At 59.9% G+C, this 17,226-nt stretch carries 21 protein-coding genes; 10 read left to right on the forward strand and 11 right to left on the reverse strand.

Translation table 11 applies throughout. The annotated features are described in order from the left end of the window. Positions 1-219: 219 nt before the first annotated feature. From ftsY to rpoH, 4 genes are all read left to right on the forward strand, one after another. Positions 220-1,638 carry a signal recognition particle-docking protein FtsY gene (ftsY, locus tag ACQY47_RS16410; protein ID WP_428550293.1) on the forward strand — a complete coding sequence of 473 codons (1,419 nt, stop codon included), beginning with the start codon at positions 220-222 and terminating at the stop codon, positions 1,636-1,638. Then, entirely contained in the window at positions 1,635-2,306 is a 672-nt protein-coding gene (gene ftsE, locus ACQY47_RS16415) for a cell division ATP-binding protein FtsE (RefSeq protein ID WP_003213784.1), read from the forward strand. Before ftsY ends, ftsE begins: the two co-directional genes overlap by 4 nt. Continuing rightward, the gene (gene ftsX / locus ACQY47_RS16420; protein ID WP_058422183.1) at positions 2,303-3,325 is read left to right on the forward strand and encodes a permease-like cell division protein FtsX; all 1,023 of its coding nucleotides are present in this window, start codon (positions 2,303-2,305) and stop codon (positions 3,323-3,325) included. The genes ftsE and ftsX overlap by 4 nt, the downstream gene beginning before the upstream one ends. Positions 3,326-3,454: 129 nt before the next feature. Further along, entirely contained in the window at positions 3,455-4,309 is an 855-nt protein-coding gene (gene rpoH, locus ACQY47_RS16425; RefSeq protein ID WP_017139465.1) for an RNA polymerase sigma factor RpoH, read from the forward strand. A 407-nt stretch (positions 4,310-4,716) separates the two neighbouring features. On the opposite strand, the gene mtgA is transcribed toward rpoH, so the two are convergent. Continuing rightward, positions 4,717-5,439 (reverse strand): monofunctional biosynthetic peptidoglycan transglycosylase, encoded by a 723-nt coding sequence (mtgA, locus tag ACQY47_RS16430; RefSeq protein WP_428550299.1) that lies wholly within the window; start codon positions 5,437-5,439, stop codon positions 4,717-4,719. A 74-nt stretch (positions 5,440-5,513) separates the two neighbouring features. On the opposite strand from mtgA, the gene ACQY47_RS16435 reads away from it, so the two are divergent. From ACQY47_RS16435 to trmB, 4 genes are all read left to right on the forward strand, one after another. After that, entirely contained in the window at positions 5,514-5,891 is a 378-nt protein-coding gene (locus ACQY47_RS16435; protein WP_056857688.1) for a DUF423 domain-containing protein, read from the forward strand. Positions 5,892-5,962: 71 nt separating this feature from the next. Further along, positions 5,963-6,163, forward strand: coding sequence for a sulfur carrier protein ThiS (gene thiS, locus ACQY47_RS16440; RefSeq protein ID WP_032865944.1), 201 nt, complete (start codon positions 5,963-5,965; stop codon positions 6,161-6,163). A gap of 65 nt (positions 6,164-6,228) precedes the next feature. Next, on the forward strand, positions 6,229-7,023 hold the full coding sequence (locus ACQY47_RS16445) for a thiazole synthase (RefSeq protein WP_105521099.1): 795 nt from the start codon (positions 6,229-6,231) through the stop codon (positions 7,021-7,023). A gap of 9 nt (positions 7,024-7,032) precedes the next feature. Next, positions 7,033-7,758: a tRNA (guanosine(46)-N7)-methyltransferase TrmB gene (trmB, locus tag ACQY47_RS16450; RefSeq protein ID WP_056857689.1), complete on the forward strand. Its 726-nt coding sequence runs from the start codon at positions 7,033-7,035 to the stop codon at positions 7,756-7,758. A 143-nt stretch (positions 7,759-7,901) separates the two neighbouring features. Here the strand turns inward: trmB and ACQY47_RS16455 are convergent, their stop codons facing one another. From ACQY47_RS16455 to ACQY47_RS16495, 9 genes are all read right to left on the reverse strand, one after another. Further along, positions 7,902-8,225: a DUF3392 domain-containing protein gene (locus ACQY47_RS16455; RefSeq protein WP_017139459.1), complete on the reverse strand. Its 324-nt coding sequence runs from the start codon at positions 8,223-8,225 to the stop codon at positions 7,902-7,904. 17 nt (positions 8,226-8,242) lie between these two features. Next, complete coding sequence (gene hemW, locus ACQY47_RS16460; RefSeq protein WP_428550305.1) at positions 8,243-9,445, reverse strand: radical SAM family heme chaperone HemW; 1,203 nt, start codon at positions 9,443-9,445, stop codon at positions 8,243-8,245. Then, positions 9,442-10,035 (reverse strand): RdgB/HAM1 family non-canonical purine NTP pyrophosphatase, encoded by a 594-nt coding sequence (rdgB, locus tag ACQY47_RS16465; protein WP_071490376.1) that lies wholly within the window; start codon positions 10,033-10,035, stop codon positions 9,442-9,444. The genes hemW and rdgB overlap by 4 nt, the downstream gene beginning before the upstream one ends. Continuing rightward, positions 10,032-10,469 carry a DUF4426 domain-containing protein gene (locus ACQY47_RS16470; protein ID WP_428550309.1) on the reverse strand — a complete coding sequence of 146 codons (438 nt, stop codon included), beginning with the start codon at positions 10,467-10,469 and terminating at the stop codon, positions 10,032-10,034. Before ACQY47_RS16470 ends, rdgB begins: the two co-directional genes overlap by 4 nt. A 21-nt stretch (positions 10,470-10,490) precedes the next feature. Further along, complete coding sequence (gene metW / locus ACQY47_RS16475; protein ID WP_016972957.1) at positions 10,491-11,111, reverse strand: methionine biosynthesis protein MetW; 621 nt, start codon at positions 11,109-11,111, stop codon at positions 10,491-10,493. 7 nt (positions 11,112-11,118) lie between these two features. Continuing rightward, positions 11,119-12,258, reverse strand: coding sequence for a homoserine O-succinyltransferase MetX (metX, locus tag ACQY47_RS16480; protein WP_017139455.1), 1,140 nt, complete (start codon positions 12,256-12,258; stop codon positions 11,119-11,121). 194 nt (positions 12,259-12,452) lie between these two features. Beyond that, the gene (locus ACQY47_RS16485) at positions 12,453-13,040 is read right to left on the reverse strand and encodes a YggT family protein (protein WP_017139454.1); all 588 of its coding nucleotides are present in this window, start codon (positions 13,038-13,040) and stop codon (positions 12,453-12,455) included. Positions 13,041-13,065: 25 nt separating this feature from the next. Continuing rightward, the gene (proC, locus tag ACQY47_RS16490; protein WP_017139453.1) at positions 13,066-13,884 is read right to left on the reverse strand and encodes a pyrroline-5-carboxylate reductase; all 819 of its coding nucleotides are present in this window, start codon (positions 13,882-13,884) and stop codon (positions 13,066-13,068) included. Between the two features lie 33 nt (positions 13,885-13,917). Then, positions 13,918-14,604: a YggS family pyridoxal phosphate-dependent enzyme gene (locus ACQY47_RS16495; protein ID WP_428550315.1), complete on the reverse strand. Its 687-nt coding sequence runs from the start codon at positions 14,602-14,604 to the stop codon at positions 13,918-13,920. 57 nt (positions 14,605-14,661) lie between these two features. On the opposite strand from ACQY47_RS16495, the gene ACQY47_RS16500 reads away from it, so the two are divergent. Then, entirely contained in the window at positions 14,662-15,696 is a 1,035-nt protein-coding gene (locus ACQY47_RS16500; protein ID WP_017139451.1) for a type IV pilus twitching motility protein PilT, read from the forward strand. 130 nt (positions 15,697-15,826) lie between these two features. On the opposite strand, the gene ACQY47_RS16505 is transcribed toward ACQY47_RS16500, so the two are convergent. Continuing rightward, positions 15,827-16,462, reverse strand: a complete 636-nt coding sequence (locus tag ACQY47_RS16505) for a C40 family peptidase (protein ID WP_017139450.1) — start codon at positions 16,460-16,462, stop codon at positions 15,827-15,829. 249 nt (positions 16,463-16,711) lie between these two features. Between ACQY47_RS16505 and ACQY47_RS16510 the strand changes: the two genes are divergently transcribed. Continuing rightward, complete coding sequence (locus tag ACQY47_RS16510; RefSeq protein WP_138454259.1) at positions 16,712-17,140, forward strand: NINE protein; 429 nt, start codon at positions 16,712-16,714, stop codon at positions 17,138-17,140. Positions 17,141-17,226: the final 86 nt, after the last annotated feature.

Here is a 17,226-nt window from a genome sequence, read left to right on the forward strand (position 1 = left end):
CGTAGGAATGTAGGAATTGGCGCTGGGTTTCCCCGACGATCTTCTACTTTTCGCCGATTTTGTCGCTTCAGTCCTTTATTGAAACGATTTGTTGAGGCCTTTATTTACGCCTTACAAAATGTTGCGCATGAACAAGCGAGCGTTAAAGCAGTCTGTTCTGCATCGAATTTATTTACCGAGGCGCCCTGGCGCATCGCTACTTTGAGATAGCCGTCCTCCATGTTTGGTTCCAACGACGACAAGAAGAGTCCAGCTGCGGCTGGCGAGAAAAAAGGCCTGTTCGGATGGCTGCGCAAAAAGCCGCAGGATACCGTCGTCGAACAGCCACAGGTTCAGCCTGAGCCGATTCCAGAACCCATTATAGACGCTGAGCCGCCCGCGCCAGTGGTGTTGCCGATGGCCGAGCCGGTGTTGCAACCGTTGGTTGAGCCTGCGCCTGCGCCCGAGCCAGAGCACAAACCGTGGTTGGAACTGCCGGTGGCTGAAGAGCCTGTGGCACTGGTTGAAGATGTACAAGCCGAGCACGTCACGCCGCCGATTCCTGTGGTCATTGAGCCGGTTGCAGTGGTAGTCGAAGCGCCTGCGCCCGGCACTGTTGAGCCAGAGCCAGAGCCAGAGCCAGAGCCAGAGCCTGTTGTCGTTGCCGCCCCCGCCATTATCGAGCCGCCGGTCGCCCCGGAGCCCGTTGTTGCTCCCGCTGAAACCAGCAAAACCGGCTTCTTCGCCCGCCTCAAGCAAGGCCTGAGCAAAACCAGCGCCAGTATCGGCGAAGGCATGGCCAGCCTGTTCCTGGGCAAGAAGGTTATTGATGACGAGCTGCTGGAAGACATCGAAACCCGTCTGTTGACCGCCGACGTGGGCGTCGAAGCCACTGCCGTGATCATCCAGAGCCTGACCCAGAAGGTTGCGCGCAAGCAGTTGACCGACGCCGATGCGCTCTACAAATCCCTTCAGGCCGAACTGGCTGCGATGCTCAAGCCGGTGGAAGCGCCGCTGGTGATCACGCCGAACAAGCCGTTCGTGATCCTGGTCGTCGGCGTCAACGGCGCTGGCAAAACCACCACCATCGGCAAGTTGGCCAAGAAGCTGCAGTCGGAAGGCAAGAAAGTCATGCTCGCCGCCGGTGACACCTTCCGCGCCGCTGCCGTGGAGCAGTTGCAGGTCTGGGGTGAGCGCAACAAGATCCCGGTCATCGCCCAGCACACCGGCGCCGATTCCGCCTCGGTGATTTTCGATGCCGTGCAGGCTGCCAAGGCCCGTAACATCGATGTGTTGATCGCTGATACCGCCGGTCGCCTGCACACCAAAGACAACCTGATGGAAGAGCTGAAGAAAGTGCGCCGCGTAATTGGCAAGCTCGACGCCGACGCCCCGCACGAAGTGCTGCTGGTGCTCGACGCCGGCACTGGCCAGAACGCCATCAGCCAGGCCAAACAATTCAACCAGACGGTGCAACTGACCGGCCTGGCATTGACTAAGCTCGACGGCACGGCCAAGGGTGGTGTGATCTTCGCCCTGGCCAAACAGTTCGGGTTGCCGATTCGTTATATCGGTGTCGGTGAAGGTATCGACGACCTGCGCACCTTTGAAGCCGAACCCTTTGTACAGGCACTTTTCGCCGAGCGGGAGCGTTCATGATTCGATTCGAACAGGTCGGTAAACGCTACGCCAACGGGCATGTGGGCTTGCATGAGCTGAGCTTTCGAGTAAGGCGTGGCGAGTTTCTGTTTGTAACCGGCCACTCGGGCGCCGGTAAAAGTACGCTGCTGCGGCTATTGCTGGCGATGGAACGCCCGACCACCGGCAAGTTGCTGCTGGCCGGCCAGGATCTGGCGACCATCAGCAATGCGCAGATCCCGTTCCTGCGCCGCCAGATCGGCGTGGTGTTCCAGAACCACCAGTTGCTGTTCGATCGCACGGTGTTCAACAACATCGCTCTGCCCTTGCAGATTCTCGGCCTGTCCAAGGCTGAAATCGTCAAGCGCGTGGATTCGGCCCTGGAGCGTGTGGCGCTGTCGGACAAGACCGACCTGTACCCGGGCGACCTGTCCACCGGCCAGCAACAGCGTGTCGGCATCGCCCGCGCCATTGTCCACCGCCCGGCCTTGCTGCTGGCGGACGAACCTACCGGCAACCTCGACCCGCGTCTGGCGGCTGAGATCATGGGCGTGTTCGAAGACATCAACCGCCTGGGCACCAGCGTATTGATCGCCAGTCACGACCTGGCACTGATCGCCCGCATGCGCCACCGCATGCTGACCTTGCAACGCGGCCGCCTGATTGGCGACGGGGAGGCTGGCGTATGAGTGCGACTCGCAGCCCCAAGGTTTCCGAGCGTGTGGCGCCAAAAGCCGCCGACCCGCAACCGCCGAAGAAAAAACGCGACGAAGATGATGGCCCGGATTTCGCCACGCTGCTGCGCGCCTGGATCGAAAGCCATCGCGCCAGCTTGCTCGACAGCCTGCGCCGCCTGGGCAAACAGCCGATCGGCAGCTTTTTCACCTGCCTGGTAATGGCCGTGGCACTGAGCCTGCCGATGGGTTTGTCGCTGCTGCTTAATAATGTGGAGCGCCTGGGCGGTTCCTGGCAGCGCGCGGCGCAGATTTCGCTGTACCTGGAACTCGACACCAGCGCCAAAGATGGCGAGAGCCTGCGCGACGACATCAAGAACCTGCCGGGCGTGGCGGATGCCGAATACATCAGCCGCGATCAGGCCCTTGAAGAGTTCCAGCAGCAATCCGGCCTGGGTGAGGCGCTTAAAGAGTTGCCGCAGAACCCGCTGCCGGGCGTGGTGCTGGTGACGCCGAACGAAGTCGACAAGCCGGCGCTTGAGGCCCTGCGACAAAAACTCGCAGAGATGCCCAAGGTGCAACAGGCACAACTTGATCTAGTCTGGGTAGAGCGCCTGGCGGCGATTCTCAAGCTGGGCGACCGCTTTGTGTTCGGTCTGACGGTGTTGTTGGTGTCTGCATTACTTTTGGTGATAGGTAATACCATTCGTCTTCATATTGAAAACCGCCGCACCGAGATAGAAGTGATTAAACTGGTCGGCGGCACAGACAGCTATGTGCGTAGGCCCTTTCTGTACATGGGCGCGCTTTATGGCTTTGGTGCCGGGATTTTGTCCTGGGGCGTGCTGGCTTTTGGCTTGAACTGGCTGAACGACGCGGTTGTCGGGCTGGCCGGCTTGTACGGCAGCGATTTTGCCTTGGCCGGCGTGCCGGTCGCCGACGGTCTGAGTCTCTTGCTTGGTGCCGTCTTGTTGGGGTATATCGGTGCTTGGATTGCGGTCGCTCGTCATTTACGTGAGCTGGCACCGAAGTAGTTAATGTCAGATTAATGTGGTTTCGTTTGTATTGACCGTATTGGTGGTTTAGGGAACTTGTCCTACGGTTCCCGGTCAATTTTCGCAGTGCTGAACTGCACGAGTTATGTGAGTCGGAGGTTTTTTCGTATGACCACTTCTTTGCAACCTGCTTATGCTCTGGTCCCGGGTGCGAACCTGGAGGCCTATGTGCACACGGTCAACAGCATTCCATTGCTGACGCCTGAGCAGGAGCGTGAACTGGCCGAGAGTCTCTACTATGAGCAGGATTTGGGGGCGGCTCGGCAGATGGTGCTCGCCCACCTGCGTTTTGTCGTACATATCGCCCGTAGCTATAGCGGCTACGGCCTGGCCCAGGCTGACCTGATTCAGGAAGGCAACGTCGGCCTGATGAAGGCTGTAAAGCGCTTCAACCCTGAGATGGGCGTGCGCCTGGTATCGTTTGCCGTGCACTGGATCAAGGCGGAAATCCACGAGTTCATCCTGCGCAACTGGCGCATCGTGAAAGTCGCGACCACCAAGGCCCAGCGCAAACTGTTCTTTAACCTGCGCAGCCAGAAAAAACGCCTGGCGTGGCTGAACAACGAGGAAGTCCACCGCGTGGCCGAAAGCCTCGGCGTGGAACCGCGTGAAGTGCGCGAGATGGAAAGTCGCCTGACCGGCCATGACATGGCCTTCGACCCGGCCGCAGAAGCGGACGACGACAGCGCCTTCCAATCGCCGGCCAACTACCTGGAAGACCACCGGTACGACCCGGCGCGTCAACTGGAAGACGCCGACTGGAGCGACAACTCCAACCAGAACCTGCACGAAGCGCTGGAAGTGCTGGACGACCGTAGCCGTGACATCCTCTATCAGCGCTGGCTGGCTGAAGAAAAAGCCACGCTGCACGACCTGGCACAGAAGTACAACGTGTCGGCCGAGCGGATTCGTCAGCTTGAGAAAAGCGCGATGAACAAGCTGAAGTTGTCGATCGCCGCTTAAGACGCGATAAGACAAAAAAATGCCCCGATCGAAAGATTGGGGCATTTTTGTTTGCAGTCGAAAATCTCAAGCTCAACTCGCTCCACTGTGGGAGCTGGCTTGCCTGCGATGAGGCAGTCTCAGCCAGCACATGTGTTGATTGACCCACCGCAATCGCAGGCAAGCCAGCTCCCACAGGTATTGCATTGTGTCAGTCAGCCCACGGGGCTTTTCGGGAGTTGTTCAACTCCACCAATGCACTAATCGAAAGGCCGGGGCATTTTTGTTTGCAGTCGAAAATCTCAAGCTCAACTCGGTCCACTGTGGGAGCTGGCTTGCCTGCGATGAGGCAGTATCAGCTAACACATGGGTAGTTTGACCCACCGCTATCGCAGGCAAGCCAGCTCCCACATGGGTAGTGCAGTGTGTCAATCGGACCACGGGGCTTTGCGGGAGTTATTCAACTCCACCAAGTAACCATCCCCGCCCAGCTGGCTCATCTGCTGCCGAATCCATGCCGCTCGCCTTGCCACATAGGCTGTTGGATGGCTGGCACTCCACACTCGAGGGTTGGGCAAAACCGCCGCCAGATAGCTGGCCTGCTGACGGGAAAGCGCTTTGGCACTCACGCCAAAGTGATGCCGCGCGGCGGCCTCTGCGCCAAACACGCCTTCATCCCACTCCACGCTATTGAGGTACACCTCAAGAATCCGCTGCTTGGGCCACAACACTTCGATCAGTGCGGTAAACCAGGCTTCCAGGCCTTTGCGCAGATAACTGCGACCGGTCCACAAAAACAGGTTCTTTGACACTTGCTGGCTCAGAGTGCTGGCGCCGCGAATCGAACCGCCGCGCTCGTTGTGCAGCAGCGCCGCCTGGATCGCGCCGAAGTCAAAACCCCAATGCTGCGGGAAACGCTGGTCTTCACCCGCCATTACCGCCACTTTCAGTTCGTCGGATATCTCATCCCACGGCACCCAGGTGCGCTGCACATCGATCGGCTCGCCGTCGATCCAGGATTCGATCTTGCGCTCCACCATCAACGCGGTGAACGGCGGCGGCACCACACGAAACAGCAGCACCAGCAGCACACTGCTGATGGCAAACCATTTAATGACTTTGAGAAAGCGCTTGAAGAGGAGACGCAGCATAGAGATGGCTTGGCCGAACCCGTTGAGCGGGCCATTATACAGACCCTGCCCCTCGAGTCTGACTGGAGTTCCTCATGCTGCGTAGCTTTCTGATGCTGGCTGCCTTTTTCGGCTTTACCGGCGTCGCCCTGGGCGCCTTTGCCGCCCACGGCCTGAAAAACCGCCTGAGCGCCGAGTACCTGGCGATCTTCCATACGGGCGTCACCTATCAGTTGGTGCACGCCCTGGCGCTGTTCGGCGTGGCGTTGCTGGCCGCGCATATTCCTGGCCGACTGGTCAGTTGGGCGGGCATCTCCTTTACCGTCGGCATCCTGCTGTTCTCGGGCAGTCTGTATGCGCTGACTCTCACGGGCATCAGCAAGCTGGGCATCATCACGCCGTTTGGGGGGCTGGCCTTCCTGCTCGGCTGGTTCTTCCTTGGTTTGACTGCGTGGCGTCTACAGGTCGCCTGACCAAGGGACTTGGGTCAGCCACGCTGATCGGGCTAGAATGCTGGCCCCTAAAAACGATGGCGGCCCGTGGCATGCGCATTCAGTTGAACGGCGAATCCTTTGAACTGCCCGACGGTGAAACCGTTGCGGCCCTGCTGACCCGTCTGGACCTGACCGGACGCCGTGTCGCAGTAGAGCTCAACCTGGATATCGTCCCGCGTAGCCAGCACGCCGAAACCGCGCTCACCGAAGGTGATCAGGTCGAAGTGGTCCACGCCATCGGCGGCGGCTAGCCGCCCGGCGCTCAAGGGCGCCAACCCGCATTCTGCAGAACCTCACCCCAATTCGAGGATTTCCCATGAGCATCGTTCGTAGCGACAAGCCTTTCGTCCTGGCCGGTCGTACCTACCAGTCCCGCCTGCTGGTCGGCACCGGCAAGTACCGCGACATGGAAGAAACGCGCCTGGCCATCGAAGCCTCGGGTGCCGAGATCGTGACGTTTGCCGTGCGTCGCACCAACCTCGGCCAGATCGAGGGCGAGCCGAACCTGCTCGAAGTGTTGTCGCCGGATCGCTACACCTTCCTGCCGAACACTGCCGGTTGCTATGACGCCATCGAAGCCGTGCGCACGTGCCGCCTGGCCCGTGAGCTGCTCGACGGCCACAACCTGGTGAAGCTGGAAGTGCTGGCCGACCAGAAAACCCTGTTCCCCAACGTGATCGAAACCCTCAAGGCCGCCGAAACCCTGGTCAAGGAAGGCTTTGACGTGATGGTCTACACCAGTGATGACCCGATCATCGCGCGCCAGCTGGCGGAAATTGGCTGCATCGCGGTAATGCCGCTGGCTGGCCTGATCGGCTCCGGGTTGGGCATCTGCAATCCGTACAACCTGCAGATCATTCTTGAAGAAGCCAAAATCCCGGTACTGGTGGATGCGGGCGTGGGCACTGCCTCCGACGCCACCATCGCCATGGAGCTGGGGTGTGACGCGGTGCTGATGAACTCGGCCATCGCCCATGCCCAGCAGCCGGTCATGATGGCCCAAGCCATGCAACACGCAATCGTCGCGGGCCGCCTGGCGTACCTCGCCGGTCGCATGCCGAAAAAACTGTACGCCAGCGCCTCCTCGCCGCTGGATGGTCTGATCAAGTAAGAGCCATTGATGACTGAATCAAACGAAACGCCGAACCCCGTGGAAGAAGGCGACGAGTCCAAGCACCGCCGCATCAAGAGTTTTGTGATGCGCGCCGGCCGCATGACCGAAGGCCAGCAAAAGGGCCTGGAGCAAGGTACGCCGCTGTTCGTGTTGCCATTGGCCGACGCGCCGGTGGACTACGATCAGGTGTTCGGCCGCTCGGCCCCACGTTCCCTGGAAATCGGTTTCGGCATGGGTCACTCCCTGCTGGAAATGGCCGCCGCCGCGCCGGACCAGGACTTCATCGGTGTGGAAGTGCACCGCCCAGGTGTCGGCGCGCTGCTTAACGGCGTGTTGACCCAAGGCCTGACCAACCTGCGAGTCTACGACTGCGACGCGATTGAAGTACTCAACCGCTGCATCGCCGACAACAGCCTCGACCGCCTGATGCTGTTCTTCCCGGACCCTTGGCACAAGAGCCGTCACCACAAGCGCCGCATCGTTCAGGCTTCCTTCGCGGAGCTGGTGCGCAGCAAGCTGAAAGTCGGTGGCATTCTGCACATGGCCACCGACTGGGAGCCGTACGCCGAGTACATGCTGGAAGTGATGGACGTAGCGCCCGGCTACCGCAACCTGGCCGAAGACGGTAAATGCGTGCCACGCCCGGCCGAGCGCCCGATCACCAAGTTTGAACGCCGCGGCGAGCGACTGGGGCATGGAGTTTGGGATTTGAAGTTCGAGAAGGTTGACTGACAAGCCAATAGCCGGCTTGGAATGCAATCAACTGTGGGAGCTGGCTTGCCTGCGATAGCATCACCTCAGTATCACAGATTCACCGAGGTGCCTGCATCGCAGGCAAGCCAGCTCCCACAGTTGTTTTGTGTTGGGCTTTGGAATCAGCGGCGGTCGGCGACTACGCCAATCAACACCAGCACCACCACCAACACTGGCGCCAAACTGTAGTTATTAAACTGGCTCAGCCCCCGCACAATCCAAGGCGTGGCATACAGCAAGGCTGCGCCGCTGCCGATCATGCATACCAGCGCCATCAACGGTACGCGCAATGCTCCGGCGATGCTGCCCAAGCGGCCTTCGATCCAGCCTTTGATATCCGCGCCAAACAACACCAGCAAACAACCGACAAGGGCCAGGGAGATTTCCGACAGGTTGCTACGGCTCCAGCGGGACACGGTGGCGAGCAGGTCGAGTACCAAATCCATGTGATTTCCTTAGAGCGTCAGCTCAAAAACTTCTGCAACAGGTCATTGAGAAAGAGTTGCCCACGGTCGGTGGCCGCCAGGCGTGACGGTTCGACCTGCATTAAGCCACTTTGTTCTGCCTCCTGGCGGCCTTCGTCGAGGCTGGCCAGGTCGAGGCCGGTGCGTTCGGCGTACAGCTTGGATTCAACGCCTTCGGTGAGGCGCAAAGCGTTCATCAGGAACTCGAACGGCAGCTCCTCATTGGTCAGTTCTTTCGCCCCGGCCTGGAAACTTTTTGCCGGGTTGAGGTAGTCCTTTGGCGCCCGGGTTTTCCAGGTGCGCACGATGCGCCCGTCCGGATGGCTGAGCTTGCCGTGGGCGCCCGCGCCGATGCCGATAAAGTCGCCGAAGCTCCAGTAATTCAGGTTATGCCGTGCCGGGCGGCCCGGTTGGGCATAGGCCGACACTTCATATTGCGCGTAACCGTGTTCGGCCAGCAGTGCCTGGCCAGCTTCCTGAATGTCCCACAGCGTGTCGTCTTCCGGCAGCGCGGGCGGCTGGTTCCAGAACACGGTGTTGGGTTCCAGCGTCAGCTGATACCACGACAAGTGCGTGGGCTTCAGCGCGATGGCCTGGCGCAAGTCGCTCAGGGCATCGTCCAATGACTGATCGGGCAAGCCGTGCATCAAGTCCAGGTTGAAGTTATCGAACCCGGCCTGGCGCGCCATGCCGGCGGCGCGCACAGCTTCATCGCCGTTATGGATGCGGCCCAGCGCCTCAAGTTTTTGCTGCTGGAAGCTCTGGATGCCGATGGACAGGCGATTGATCCCCAGCTTGCGGTACGCCACGAACTTCTCTTGTTCGAAGGTGCCGGGGTTGGCTTCCAGGGTGATTTCGATGTCGCCGGCAAACGGAATACGGGCTTGCACGCCCTTGAGCAGGCGACCCAGCGCGGCGGCGCTGAACAGGCTGGGCGTGCCGCCACCGAAGAAAATCGAGCTTAGTTCACGGCCGTAAACCGCATGCAGGTCTTGATCAAGGTCGGCCAGCAATGCGTCTACGTACTCTTCTTCCGGCAGCACTTTGCTGGCGGTGTGGGAGTTGAAGTCGCAATACGGGCATTTGCGCACGCACCACGGGATGTGGATGTACAGCGCCAGGGGCGGCAGCACCGGCAATGCCGCCCGAGGCGTTTGCGCGCCGCCGTGGATCAGCGGTTGCGCAGAGGTGTTTTGGGTCATTTCAGGCTCAGGCGTTGGCGCAGCAAATCCATTGCGCGGGCGCGGTGGCTGATCTGGTTCTTGTCGGCCGGGCTCAGTTCGGCGCTGGAGACATTGCGCTCCGGCACCCAGAACAGCGGGTCATAGCCAAAGCCATGCTCGCCACTGGCGGCATGCAGGATGCGCCCGTGCCACAGGCCTTCGCACAGAATCGGCAACGGGTCATCAGCGTGGCGTACCAGCGCCAGTACGCAGACGAACTGTGCACCGCGCTCGGCGTCCGGCACGTCCTTAAGGGCGTCCAGCAGTTTGGCGTTGTTGGCCGCATCGCCTTTGCCATCGGCATACCGCGCCGAGTAGATCCCAGGCGCGCCGCCAAGGAAATCCACGGCCAGGCCCGAGTCATCCGCCAGCGCCGGCAGGCCGGAGATGCGTGCGGCATTGCGGGCCTTGAGGATGGCGTTTTCGACAAACGACAGGCCGGTCTCTTCGGGTTCGACCTGGCTGAACTCGCCGATCGAGCGCAGCTGCACGGAGTCGCCGAGCATGGCCTGGAGTTCTTTGAGTTTGCCGGCGTTATGGCTGGCGAGTACGAGTTGGGTGAGATTCATTTTTTGGCCGGAAACAGTTCTTGGTTGAATTGGAAACTATGAGCTTTGCCGCCGGTTTCAACGTTGATGGTGAATGTCTTGTATTCGCGCTGAGTTACGGAGTAAGGCGCGAGATAGCTGATCCCATTTTTCTCGGTGATTTGCTTGAACGTCAGCACTTCGCTCTTGCCGCTCAAGTCCTTGATGGTGCCGGTGACTTGCGCCACCACAGGCGTCACACCTTTAAACACCGACACATTGATCAACCCTTTGTTCTTGCTGCGTACAACGCCCACCGCTTGAGCGGTTTCGGGTTGCAGGAAACTGGAGGTAAAGGTGTTGTAACGCACGGTGATATCACCAAATTCTTTGGTGCGATTAGGGTCGATAACATCGGCGGCCATGGCGTTGGCGCCCAGCAATGCAGTCAATAAAAAAACAGCCAAACGACTCATGATCGTGCCTCTTGATAATGATTAGACGGCAATCTTGTGGTCGGTCAGGCCAGGGCTGCTGACCCGGTAGATACCAATTTCGCCCAACAAATTAGGCCATAGCTTACTCGCCCACCCATGGCGGTGCTGTTGATCGACGGCAAGGCGGTTGATCACCTTGGCTTCACGCTCGCCGCACAGGGCTTCGAAGTCTTCAAACGTACAGAAGTGGATGTTCGGCGTGTTGTACCAGGTGTATGGCAGGAAGTCCGAGACCGGCATCCGGCCCTTGGTCGCCAGGTACCAGCGGCAGCGCCAGTGGCCGAAGTTGGGGAAGGTAATGATGCACTGGCGGCCCACGCGCAGCATCTCGTCGAGGATGCGGTCCGGGTAATGCACCGCTTGCAGGGCCTGGGTCATCACCACGATATCGAAACTGTTGCTGGCAAAGTTGCCCAGGCCCTTGTCCAGGTCCTGCTCGATCACGTTGATGCCCTTGGCCACGCACTGGGCGATGTTGTCCGGGTCGTTTTCCAGGCCATACCCGGTGACTTGCTTGTTGTCGCGCAGCCAGCTGAGCAGTTCGCCATCACCGCAGCCCAGGTCGAGCACGCGGCTGCCGGCGGGGATCCAGTCTTGGATGATTTCCAGGTCGGCTCTCATGGCGTTCTCACAAAGTAATGCGGTTCATGTAGTTGCTGAAAGCCTGCAGGTAGCGTGGGATCGGAATCAGGAAGGCGTCATGGCCTTGCGGAGCATCGATCTCGAGGTAGCAGACGTCTTTGCGTGCGGCCATCAAGGCGTCCACCAGTTCACGCGAACGCGCTGGCGAGAAGCGCCAATCGGTGGTGAATGACATCACGCAGAACTTGGCCGTGGCGTGCTCGAAGGTTTTCGCCAGGTCGTCGTCGTGGTTGGCGGCCGGGTCGAAGTAATCCAGCGCCTTGGTCATCAGCAAGTAAGTGTTGGCGTCGAAGCGCCCCGAGAACTCCTCGCCCTGGTAACGCAGGTAGCTTTCGACCTGGAACTCGACACTGTGGAAGTCGTAGTTGAGCTTTTCGCTCTTGAGCCCACGGCCGAATTTTTCGCCCATGGAGTCATCGGACAGGTAGGTGATATGCCCGACCATCCGCGCCAGCATCAAGCCGCGTTTGGGGATCACACCGGCTTCCTGGAACGAACCGCCGTGGAACTCGGGGTCGGTGAGGATGGCCTGGCGTGCCACTTCGTTGAACGCGATGTTCTGCGCCGACAGTTTTGGGGCCGAGGCGATGGCCAGGCAATGGCGCACGCGATCCGGATAGGAGATGGTCCATTGCAGCGCCTGCATGCCGCCCAGGCTGCCGCCGATCACGGCGGCCCATTGGTTGATGCCCAGCAAGTCGGCAAGGCGCGCCTGGCTGTGCACCCAGTCTTCCACGGTCAGCACCGGGAAGTCGGCGCCGAACGGCTTGCCGGTTTCCGGGTTGAGGCTGCTCGGGCCGGTGGAACCATTGCAGCCGCCGAGGTTGTTCAGGCTGACCACAAAGAATTTGCTGGTGTCGATGGGCTTGCCGGGGCCGATGCAGCTGTCCCACCAGCCGGGCTTGCGCTCGTCGGCACTGTGAAAGCCAGCGGCGTGATGATGGCCGGACAGGGCGTGGCAGATCAGCACGGCGTTGCTCGCCGTGGCGTTCAACTGGCCGTAGGTTTCATAGATCAGGTCGTAGGCAGGCAGCGAACGGCCGCAGGCCAGGGCCAGCGGTTCGCTGAAGTGCGCCACTTGGGGCACGACCAGTCCAACAGAATCGGGGGGGAAGGCAGCTGGCATCGACCCTGCTCTCGTTTAAATGAGGCGTAAGTCTAAAGAGCGGTGACCCCAGCGGCAAGCAAAGGCCCGCACCAGTACGCAGATACAGATATCAGCACTGGCTTGTGTGGGAGCTGGCTTGCCTGCGATTGCATCACCAAGGTGAGACTGACACACCGAGGAGCCTGCATCGCAGGCAAGCCAGCTCCCACCTATCAGATCAGGCCGAACAGCTCTTTAGGCATGAACGCATAGTAGGCCAAGCGCGGAATCACCCAGCTTTGCAGCAGCTGGATCGCGATAAACGCGAAGATTGGCGAGATATCCAGGCCGCCCAGGTTCGGGATCAGGCGACGGAACGGTGCCAGCACCGGTTCGGTGATCTGGGCTACCAACTCAGCACCCGGGCTGCGGCTGCCGGGTGCGACCCACGACAGAATCACGCTGATGATCATCGACCAGAAAATGATCTTCAAAAACAGCGAGAAGATCCCGATCAAGCCCCATGGCAACAGCAGCACGGTGAACGCCTGGTAGCCGTTGAGCATCAGGATCACCACAAACAACAGGATTTGCAGCAGCAGCGCCAGTACCAGCGAAGACATGTCCAGGCCGAACATGCTCGGCACTACCCGGCGCAGTGGCTTGAGCAGCGGTTGGGTGGCCTTGACCACGAATTGGCACAGCGGGTTGTAGAAGTTCGCCCGCACCAGTTGCAGGATAAAACGCATCAGCACGATCAGCAGGTACAGGCTGCCCAAGGTCTGAATGATGAAAATGGCAGCGTCATTGATTCCGAGCATGTTTGATTACCTTGGTAAGGGATGACTATTTGCCCAGTTGCTCAGCCATCTCGGCTGAACGGTGTGCTGCGGCACCCAGTGCTTTTTCCACCAGGGCTTCAAAGCCCCCGGCCTGGAAGGATTCGATGGCGGCCTGCGTGGTACCGCCTGGCGAGGTCACGCGACGGCGCAACTCGGCAGCGTCTACATCACTGTCGACCGCCATGTTCGCGGCGCCCAAAGCAGTTTGCTCGGCCAGTTGCTCGGCGACTTCATGGGGCAGGCCGAGTTTGACGCCGGCGGCGGTCATGGCTTCGATCAGCAGGAAGAAGTAAGCCGGGCCGCTGCCGGACACGGCGGTGACCGCGTCCAACTGCTGCTCCTGTTCCAGCCACACGGCCAGGCCCACGGCAGACAGCAGTTCCTGAGCCTGGTCGCGCTGCTCGGCAGTCACCTCGGAGGTGGCGTACAAGCCGCTGACGCCCTTGCGCAGCAGTGCCGGAGTGTTGGGCATGCAACGCACGATCGGCTGGGCACCGAGCCAGGTGTTCATGCTGGCGCAGGTGATGCCGGCGGCGATCGACACCACCAGTTGGTGCGGTTGCAGGCTCGGGCGCAGGCTTTCGCACACGGCCTTCATGGCTTGCGGTTTTACCGCCAGCACGATCACGTCGACGCCCTGGATGGCCTCGGCGTTATCGGCAAAGGTTTCGATACCGTGCTCGGCGCTGACGCGGGTGCGGGTCTCGGCGCCGGGGTCGCTGGCGCGGATCTGCGTGGTTTCCAGGCCCTTGGCCCGCAGGCCGCCGATCAGGCTGGCCGCCATGTTGCCGGCGCCGATAAAGGCTATACGCGTGTTGCTCATGACAGGTCCTTACTTAGAGGGATGTCAGCCATTTTACGGCTGGCCGTAGTCGCGGGCGCCAAACAGGGCGGTACCGATCCGCACCCAGGTGGCCCCTTGGGCGATGGCCGACTCAAGGTCGTGGCTCATGCCCATGGAAAGTGTGTCCAGCGGCAGGTTCAGGCTGGCTTGCAGGTCTTTTACCGCAGCGAAGGCTGCATCTTGTGCAGCGCGATCTTCAGTCGGCTCGGGGATCGCCATCAAGCCACGCAGCTTCAAACGCGGCAGGGCGCTGATTGCAGCGGCCAGGGCCGGCAGGTCGGCGGGTGTACAGCCGGACTTGCTGGCTTCGCCACTCACATTCACCTGAATGCAGATATTCAGCGGCGGCTGGTCAGCCGGGCGTTGTTCAGACAGGCGTTGCGCGATTTTCAGGCGGTCCACGGAATGCACCCAGGCGAAGTGCTCGGCGATCGCACGAGTCTTGTTCGATTGAATGGGGCCGATGAAGTGCCAACTCAAGGGCAGGTCGGTTAATTCAGCCTGTTTGCCCAAGGCTTCCTGCAGGTAGTTCTCGCCAAAGTCGCGCATGCCGGCGGCATAGGCTTCGCGCACGGCCTGGGCAGGTTTGGTCTTGCTCACGGCCAGCAGGTGGATGCTGCTTTCGTCACGTTGCACGGCGTGGGCCGCGGCGCGGATGCGCTGGCTAACCTGGCCAATGTTGTCTGCTATCGTCGACATTCAAGATGCACCCGTGGATATGGAGTCCGCGGCATTCTACTGGAAATGGAAAGCCCTATGGATATCACTGAACTGCTGACGGCCAGCGTGCGCCGTGGCGCCTCCGACCTGCATTTATCGGCTGGCCTGGCGCCAATGCTGCGTGTCGATGGCGAAATCTGGCCATTGGAGGGGCCGGTGCTTTCGCCTACGCAAGTTGCGGACTTATTAAGCCCTTTGCTCAACCAGCACCAACAAAAGGATTTCGAAACATCTCTTGAAACGGATTTTGCGTTCGCGCTGCCGGGCCTGGCGCGGTTCCGCGCGAATGTGTTCCGCCAGGATCGCGGAATGGGCGCGGTGTTTCGCACCATCCCGACCGAAGTGCAAAGCCTGGAGAGCCTCGGGTTAGGTGAGGTATTCCGCCGTATCGCACAGCTGCCGCGTGGCCTGGTACTGGTGACCGGGGCGACCGGCTCCGGCAAGTCGACGACCCTGGCGGCGATGATCGACCACCTCAACCAGCACCGGCGCCAGCACATCCTCACGCTGGAAGACCCGATCGAATTTATCCACAGGCCGAAAATGGCCCTGATCAACCAGCGCCAGGTACACCGCGACACTCATAGTTTTTCGGCGGCGCTGCGCTCGGCCCTGCGTGAAGACCCGGATGTGATTCTGGTGGGCGAGCTGCGTGACCTGGAAACCATCCGCCTGGCGTTGACGGCCGCAGAGACCGGGCACTTGGTATTGGGCACGCTGCACACCACCTCAGCGGCAAAGAGCGTGGATCGGCTGGTGGACGTGTTCCCGGCGGGGGAAAAAGCCATGGTGCGCGCCATGCTGTCGGAGTCGTTGCAGGCGGTGGTGTCCCAGGTGCTGGTCAAGAAGCTCGGCGGCGGCCGGGTGGCGGCGCACGAGATCATGCTGGGCACGCCTGCCATCCGTAACCTGATCCGCGAGGACAAGGTGGCGCAGATGGTCTCGGCGATTCAAACCGGCGGGGCGTTGGGGATGAAAACGCTGGATATGAGCTTGAAGGCGTTGGTCAGCGCAGGGCTGATCAGCCGGGAGGATGCGCGGGGGCTGGCGCGGGTGCCGACAGATATCTGAACGCCGATGAAATCAGTGTGGGAGCTGGCTTGCCTGCGATGACGGTGTGCCAGTCGACAGAGATGTCGCCTGGCAGTTCGCTATCGCAGGCAAGCCAGCTCCCACATTTTGTAGTGCATTCAGCCTGGGATCAGCGCTGAACAACCCGCAGGTTATTCTGCTCTTTAGGCAGAACACGCTTGGCAATCACGTAGTTCTTGTCCCAGAACGGCTTTTTCAGTGTGTCGATGCTCACCGACTTGCCACGGCGCGGTGCGTGGATAAAGCGGTCGTTGCCCAGGTAGATGGCAACGTGGTTGACCTGGCGGCTCTTGAGTTTGAAGAACAACAGGTCGCCCGGTTTTAAATCCTTGCGATCAACCTTCAAGCCGTGGCCGGCAGCCATGGCGTTGGAGGTGCGGGGCAAATCCACCGCTTTTACATCATTAAACGCATATTTCACCAAACCGCTGCAGTCGAACCCTTTACTTGGGCTGCTGCCGCCCCAACGATAAGGAGTACCGAGCACGTTAACGGCGCGGCTGAGGACATTGCTGCTTTGTTTGGTGTTGACGGCCAGTTGGGTATGGATCGCTTTACCGTGGGCCTTGCTCACTTGAGTCGGGCGGTTGACGGTCAGCTTTACCGACTTGGCAGTGCTGGGTGTGCTGTGAACTTTAGGGGTGAAACCGTTAACGTTAGGAAGACGTTGCTCACGATTGGTGGCGTGGGCGGCCAGTGGCATTAATAGGCAAATGGTTAGCCATGTCTTGAAAAATGGTCGCATTAGGCGTGGCTCTTTTAGGTTTGCGCGCAACTTTATAACAGCTTTTTGTGTCGTTCTCAGGCCGTTTGTCGACTGAACTCTGGGGTCAAACTCAGGAAAAACGCGACGAATTGCCGCTATTGTCCTACAGAAGTCAGGTGGCATAAGGCTTTGCGGGAGGGAAGATACCATTTGCCGTGCGTCGGGCGCCCGTAAAAAAGTCACAAAGAAAATGAAAAAATTTATCTATCGAGGCAAAAGAGGTACTCCATGAACACCTATCGACAGGATGTTACGCAGCAAGACACCCACAGCAAGGTGATCGGTTACCTGCTTTGGATTTTTGGTTTTACCGGGGCGCATCGCTTCTATTACGGCAAACCCGTGACCGGGACGATCTGGTTTTTCACCTTCGGCCTGTTCGGTATCGGTTGGCTGATCGACTTGTTCCTGATCCCGGCCATGGACCGTGAAGCAGACCTGCGTTTTACCGCCGGCCCGATCGAATACAACGTGGCCTGGATTCTGTTGGCGTTCCTGGGTGTATTCGGCTTGCACCGCATGTACCAGGGCAAATGGATCACCGGCCTGATCTACCTGCTGACCGGCGGTTTGTTCCTGATCGGGGTGCTGTATGACTTCTGGACGTTGAATACGCAGATTTCGATCCGCAATGCCGAGCGCAGTGCTGGACGATAAAGCACTTAAGTCATGTAGAGATGCAAATGTGGGGGCTGGCTTGCCTGCGATAGCATCACCTCGGTAGGGATGAAAGACCGAGGTGT

This window comes from Pseudomonas edaphica (assembly GCF_965277385.1).
Lineage (GTDB): Bacteria > Pseudomonadota > Gammaproteobacteria > Pseudomonadales > Pseudomonadaceae > Aquipseudomonas > Aquipseudomonas edaphica.

Bases quoted from the DNA above. Each gene is read 5' to 3' on its own strand.
- ftsY (WP_428550293.1), top strand. From the start codon at position 220: ATGTTTGGTTCCAACGACGACAAGAAGAGTCCAGCTGCGGCTGGCGAG.
- ftsE (WP_003213784.1), top strand. From the start codon at position 1,635: ATGATTCGATTCGAACAGGTCGGTAAACGCTACGCCAACGGGCATGTG.
- ftsX (WP_058422183.1), top strand. From the start codon at position 2,303: ATGAGTGCGACTCGCAGCCCCAAGGTTTCCGAGCGTGTGGCGCCAAAA.
- rpoH (WP_017139465.1), top strand. From the start codon at position 3,455: ATGACCACTTCTTTGCAACCTGCTTATGCTCTGGTCCCGGGTGCGAAC.
- mtgA (WP_428550299.1), bottom strand. From the start codon at position 5,439: ATGCTGCGTCTCCTCTTCAAGCGCTTTCTCAAAGTCATTAAATGGTTT.
- ACQY47_RS16435 (WP_056857688.1), top strand. From the start codon at position 5,514: ATGCTGCGTAGCTTTCTGATGCTGGCTGCCTTTTTCGGCTTTACCGGC.
- thiS (WP_032865944.1), top strand. From the start codon at position 5,963: ATGCGCATTCAGTTGAACGGCGAATCCTTTGAACTGCCCGACGGTGAA.
- ACQY47_RS16445 (WP_105521099.1), top strand. From the start codon at position 6,229: ATGAGCATCGTTCGTAGCGACAAGCCTTTCGTCCTGGCCGGTCGTACC.
- trmB (WP_056857689.1), top strand. From the start codon at position 7,033: ATGACTGAATCAAACGAAACGCCGAACCCCGTGGAAGAAGGCGACGAG.
- ACQY47_RS16455 (WP_017139459.1), bottom strand. From the start codon at position 8,225: ATGGATTTGGTACTCGACCTGCTCGCCACCGTGTCCCGCTGGAGCCGT.
- hemW (WP_428550305.1), bottom strand. From the start codon at position 9,445: ATGACCCAAAACACCTCTGCGCAACCGCTGATCCACGGCGGCGCGCAA.
- rdgB (WP_071490376.1), bottom strand. From the start codon at position 10,035: ATGAATCTCACCCAACTCGTACTCGCCAGCCATAACGCCGGCAAACTC.
- ACQY47_RS16470 (WP_428550309.1), bottom strand. From the start codon at position 10,469: ATGAGTCGTTTGGCTGTTTTTTTATTGACTGCATTGCTGGGCGCCAAC.
- metW (WP_016972957.1), bottom strand. From the start codon at position 11,111: ATGAGAGCCGACCTGGAAATCATCCAAGACTGGATCCCCGCCGGCAGC.
- metX (WP_017139455.1), bottom strand. From the start codon at position 12,258: ATGCCAGCTGCCTTCCCCCCCGATTCTGTTGGACTGGTCGTGCCCCAA.
- ACQY47_RS16485 (WP_017139454.1), bottom strand. From the start codon at position 13,040: ATGCTCGGAATCAATGACGCTGCCATTTTCATCATTCAGACCTTGGGC.
- proC (WP_017139453.1), bottom strand. From the start codon at position 13,884: ATGAGCAACACGCGTATAGCCTTTATCGGCGCCGGCAACATGGCGGCC.
- ACQY47_RS16495 (WP_428550315.1), bottom strand. From the start codon at position 14,604: ATGTCGACGATAGCAGACAACATTGGCCAGGTTAGCCAGCGCATCCGC.
- ACQY47_RS16500 (WP_017139451.1), top strand. From the start codon at position 14,662: ATGGATATCACTGAACTGCTGACGGCCAGCGTGCGCCGTGGCGCCTCC.
- ACQY47_RS16505 (WP_017139450.1), bottom strand. From the start codon at position 16,462: ATGCGACCATTTTTCAAGACATGGCTAACCATTTGCCTATTAATGCCA.
- ACQY47_RS16510 (WP_138454259.1), top strand. From the start codon at position 16,712: ATGAACACCTATCGACAGGATGTTACGCAGCAAGACACCCACAGCAAG.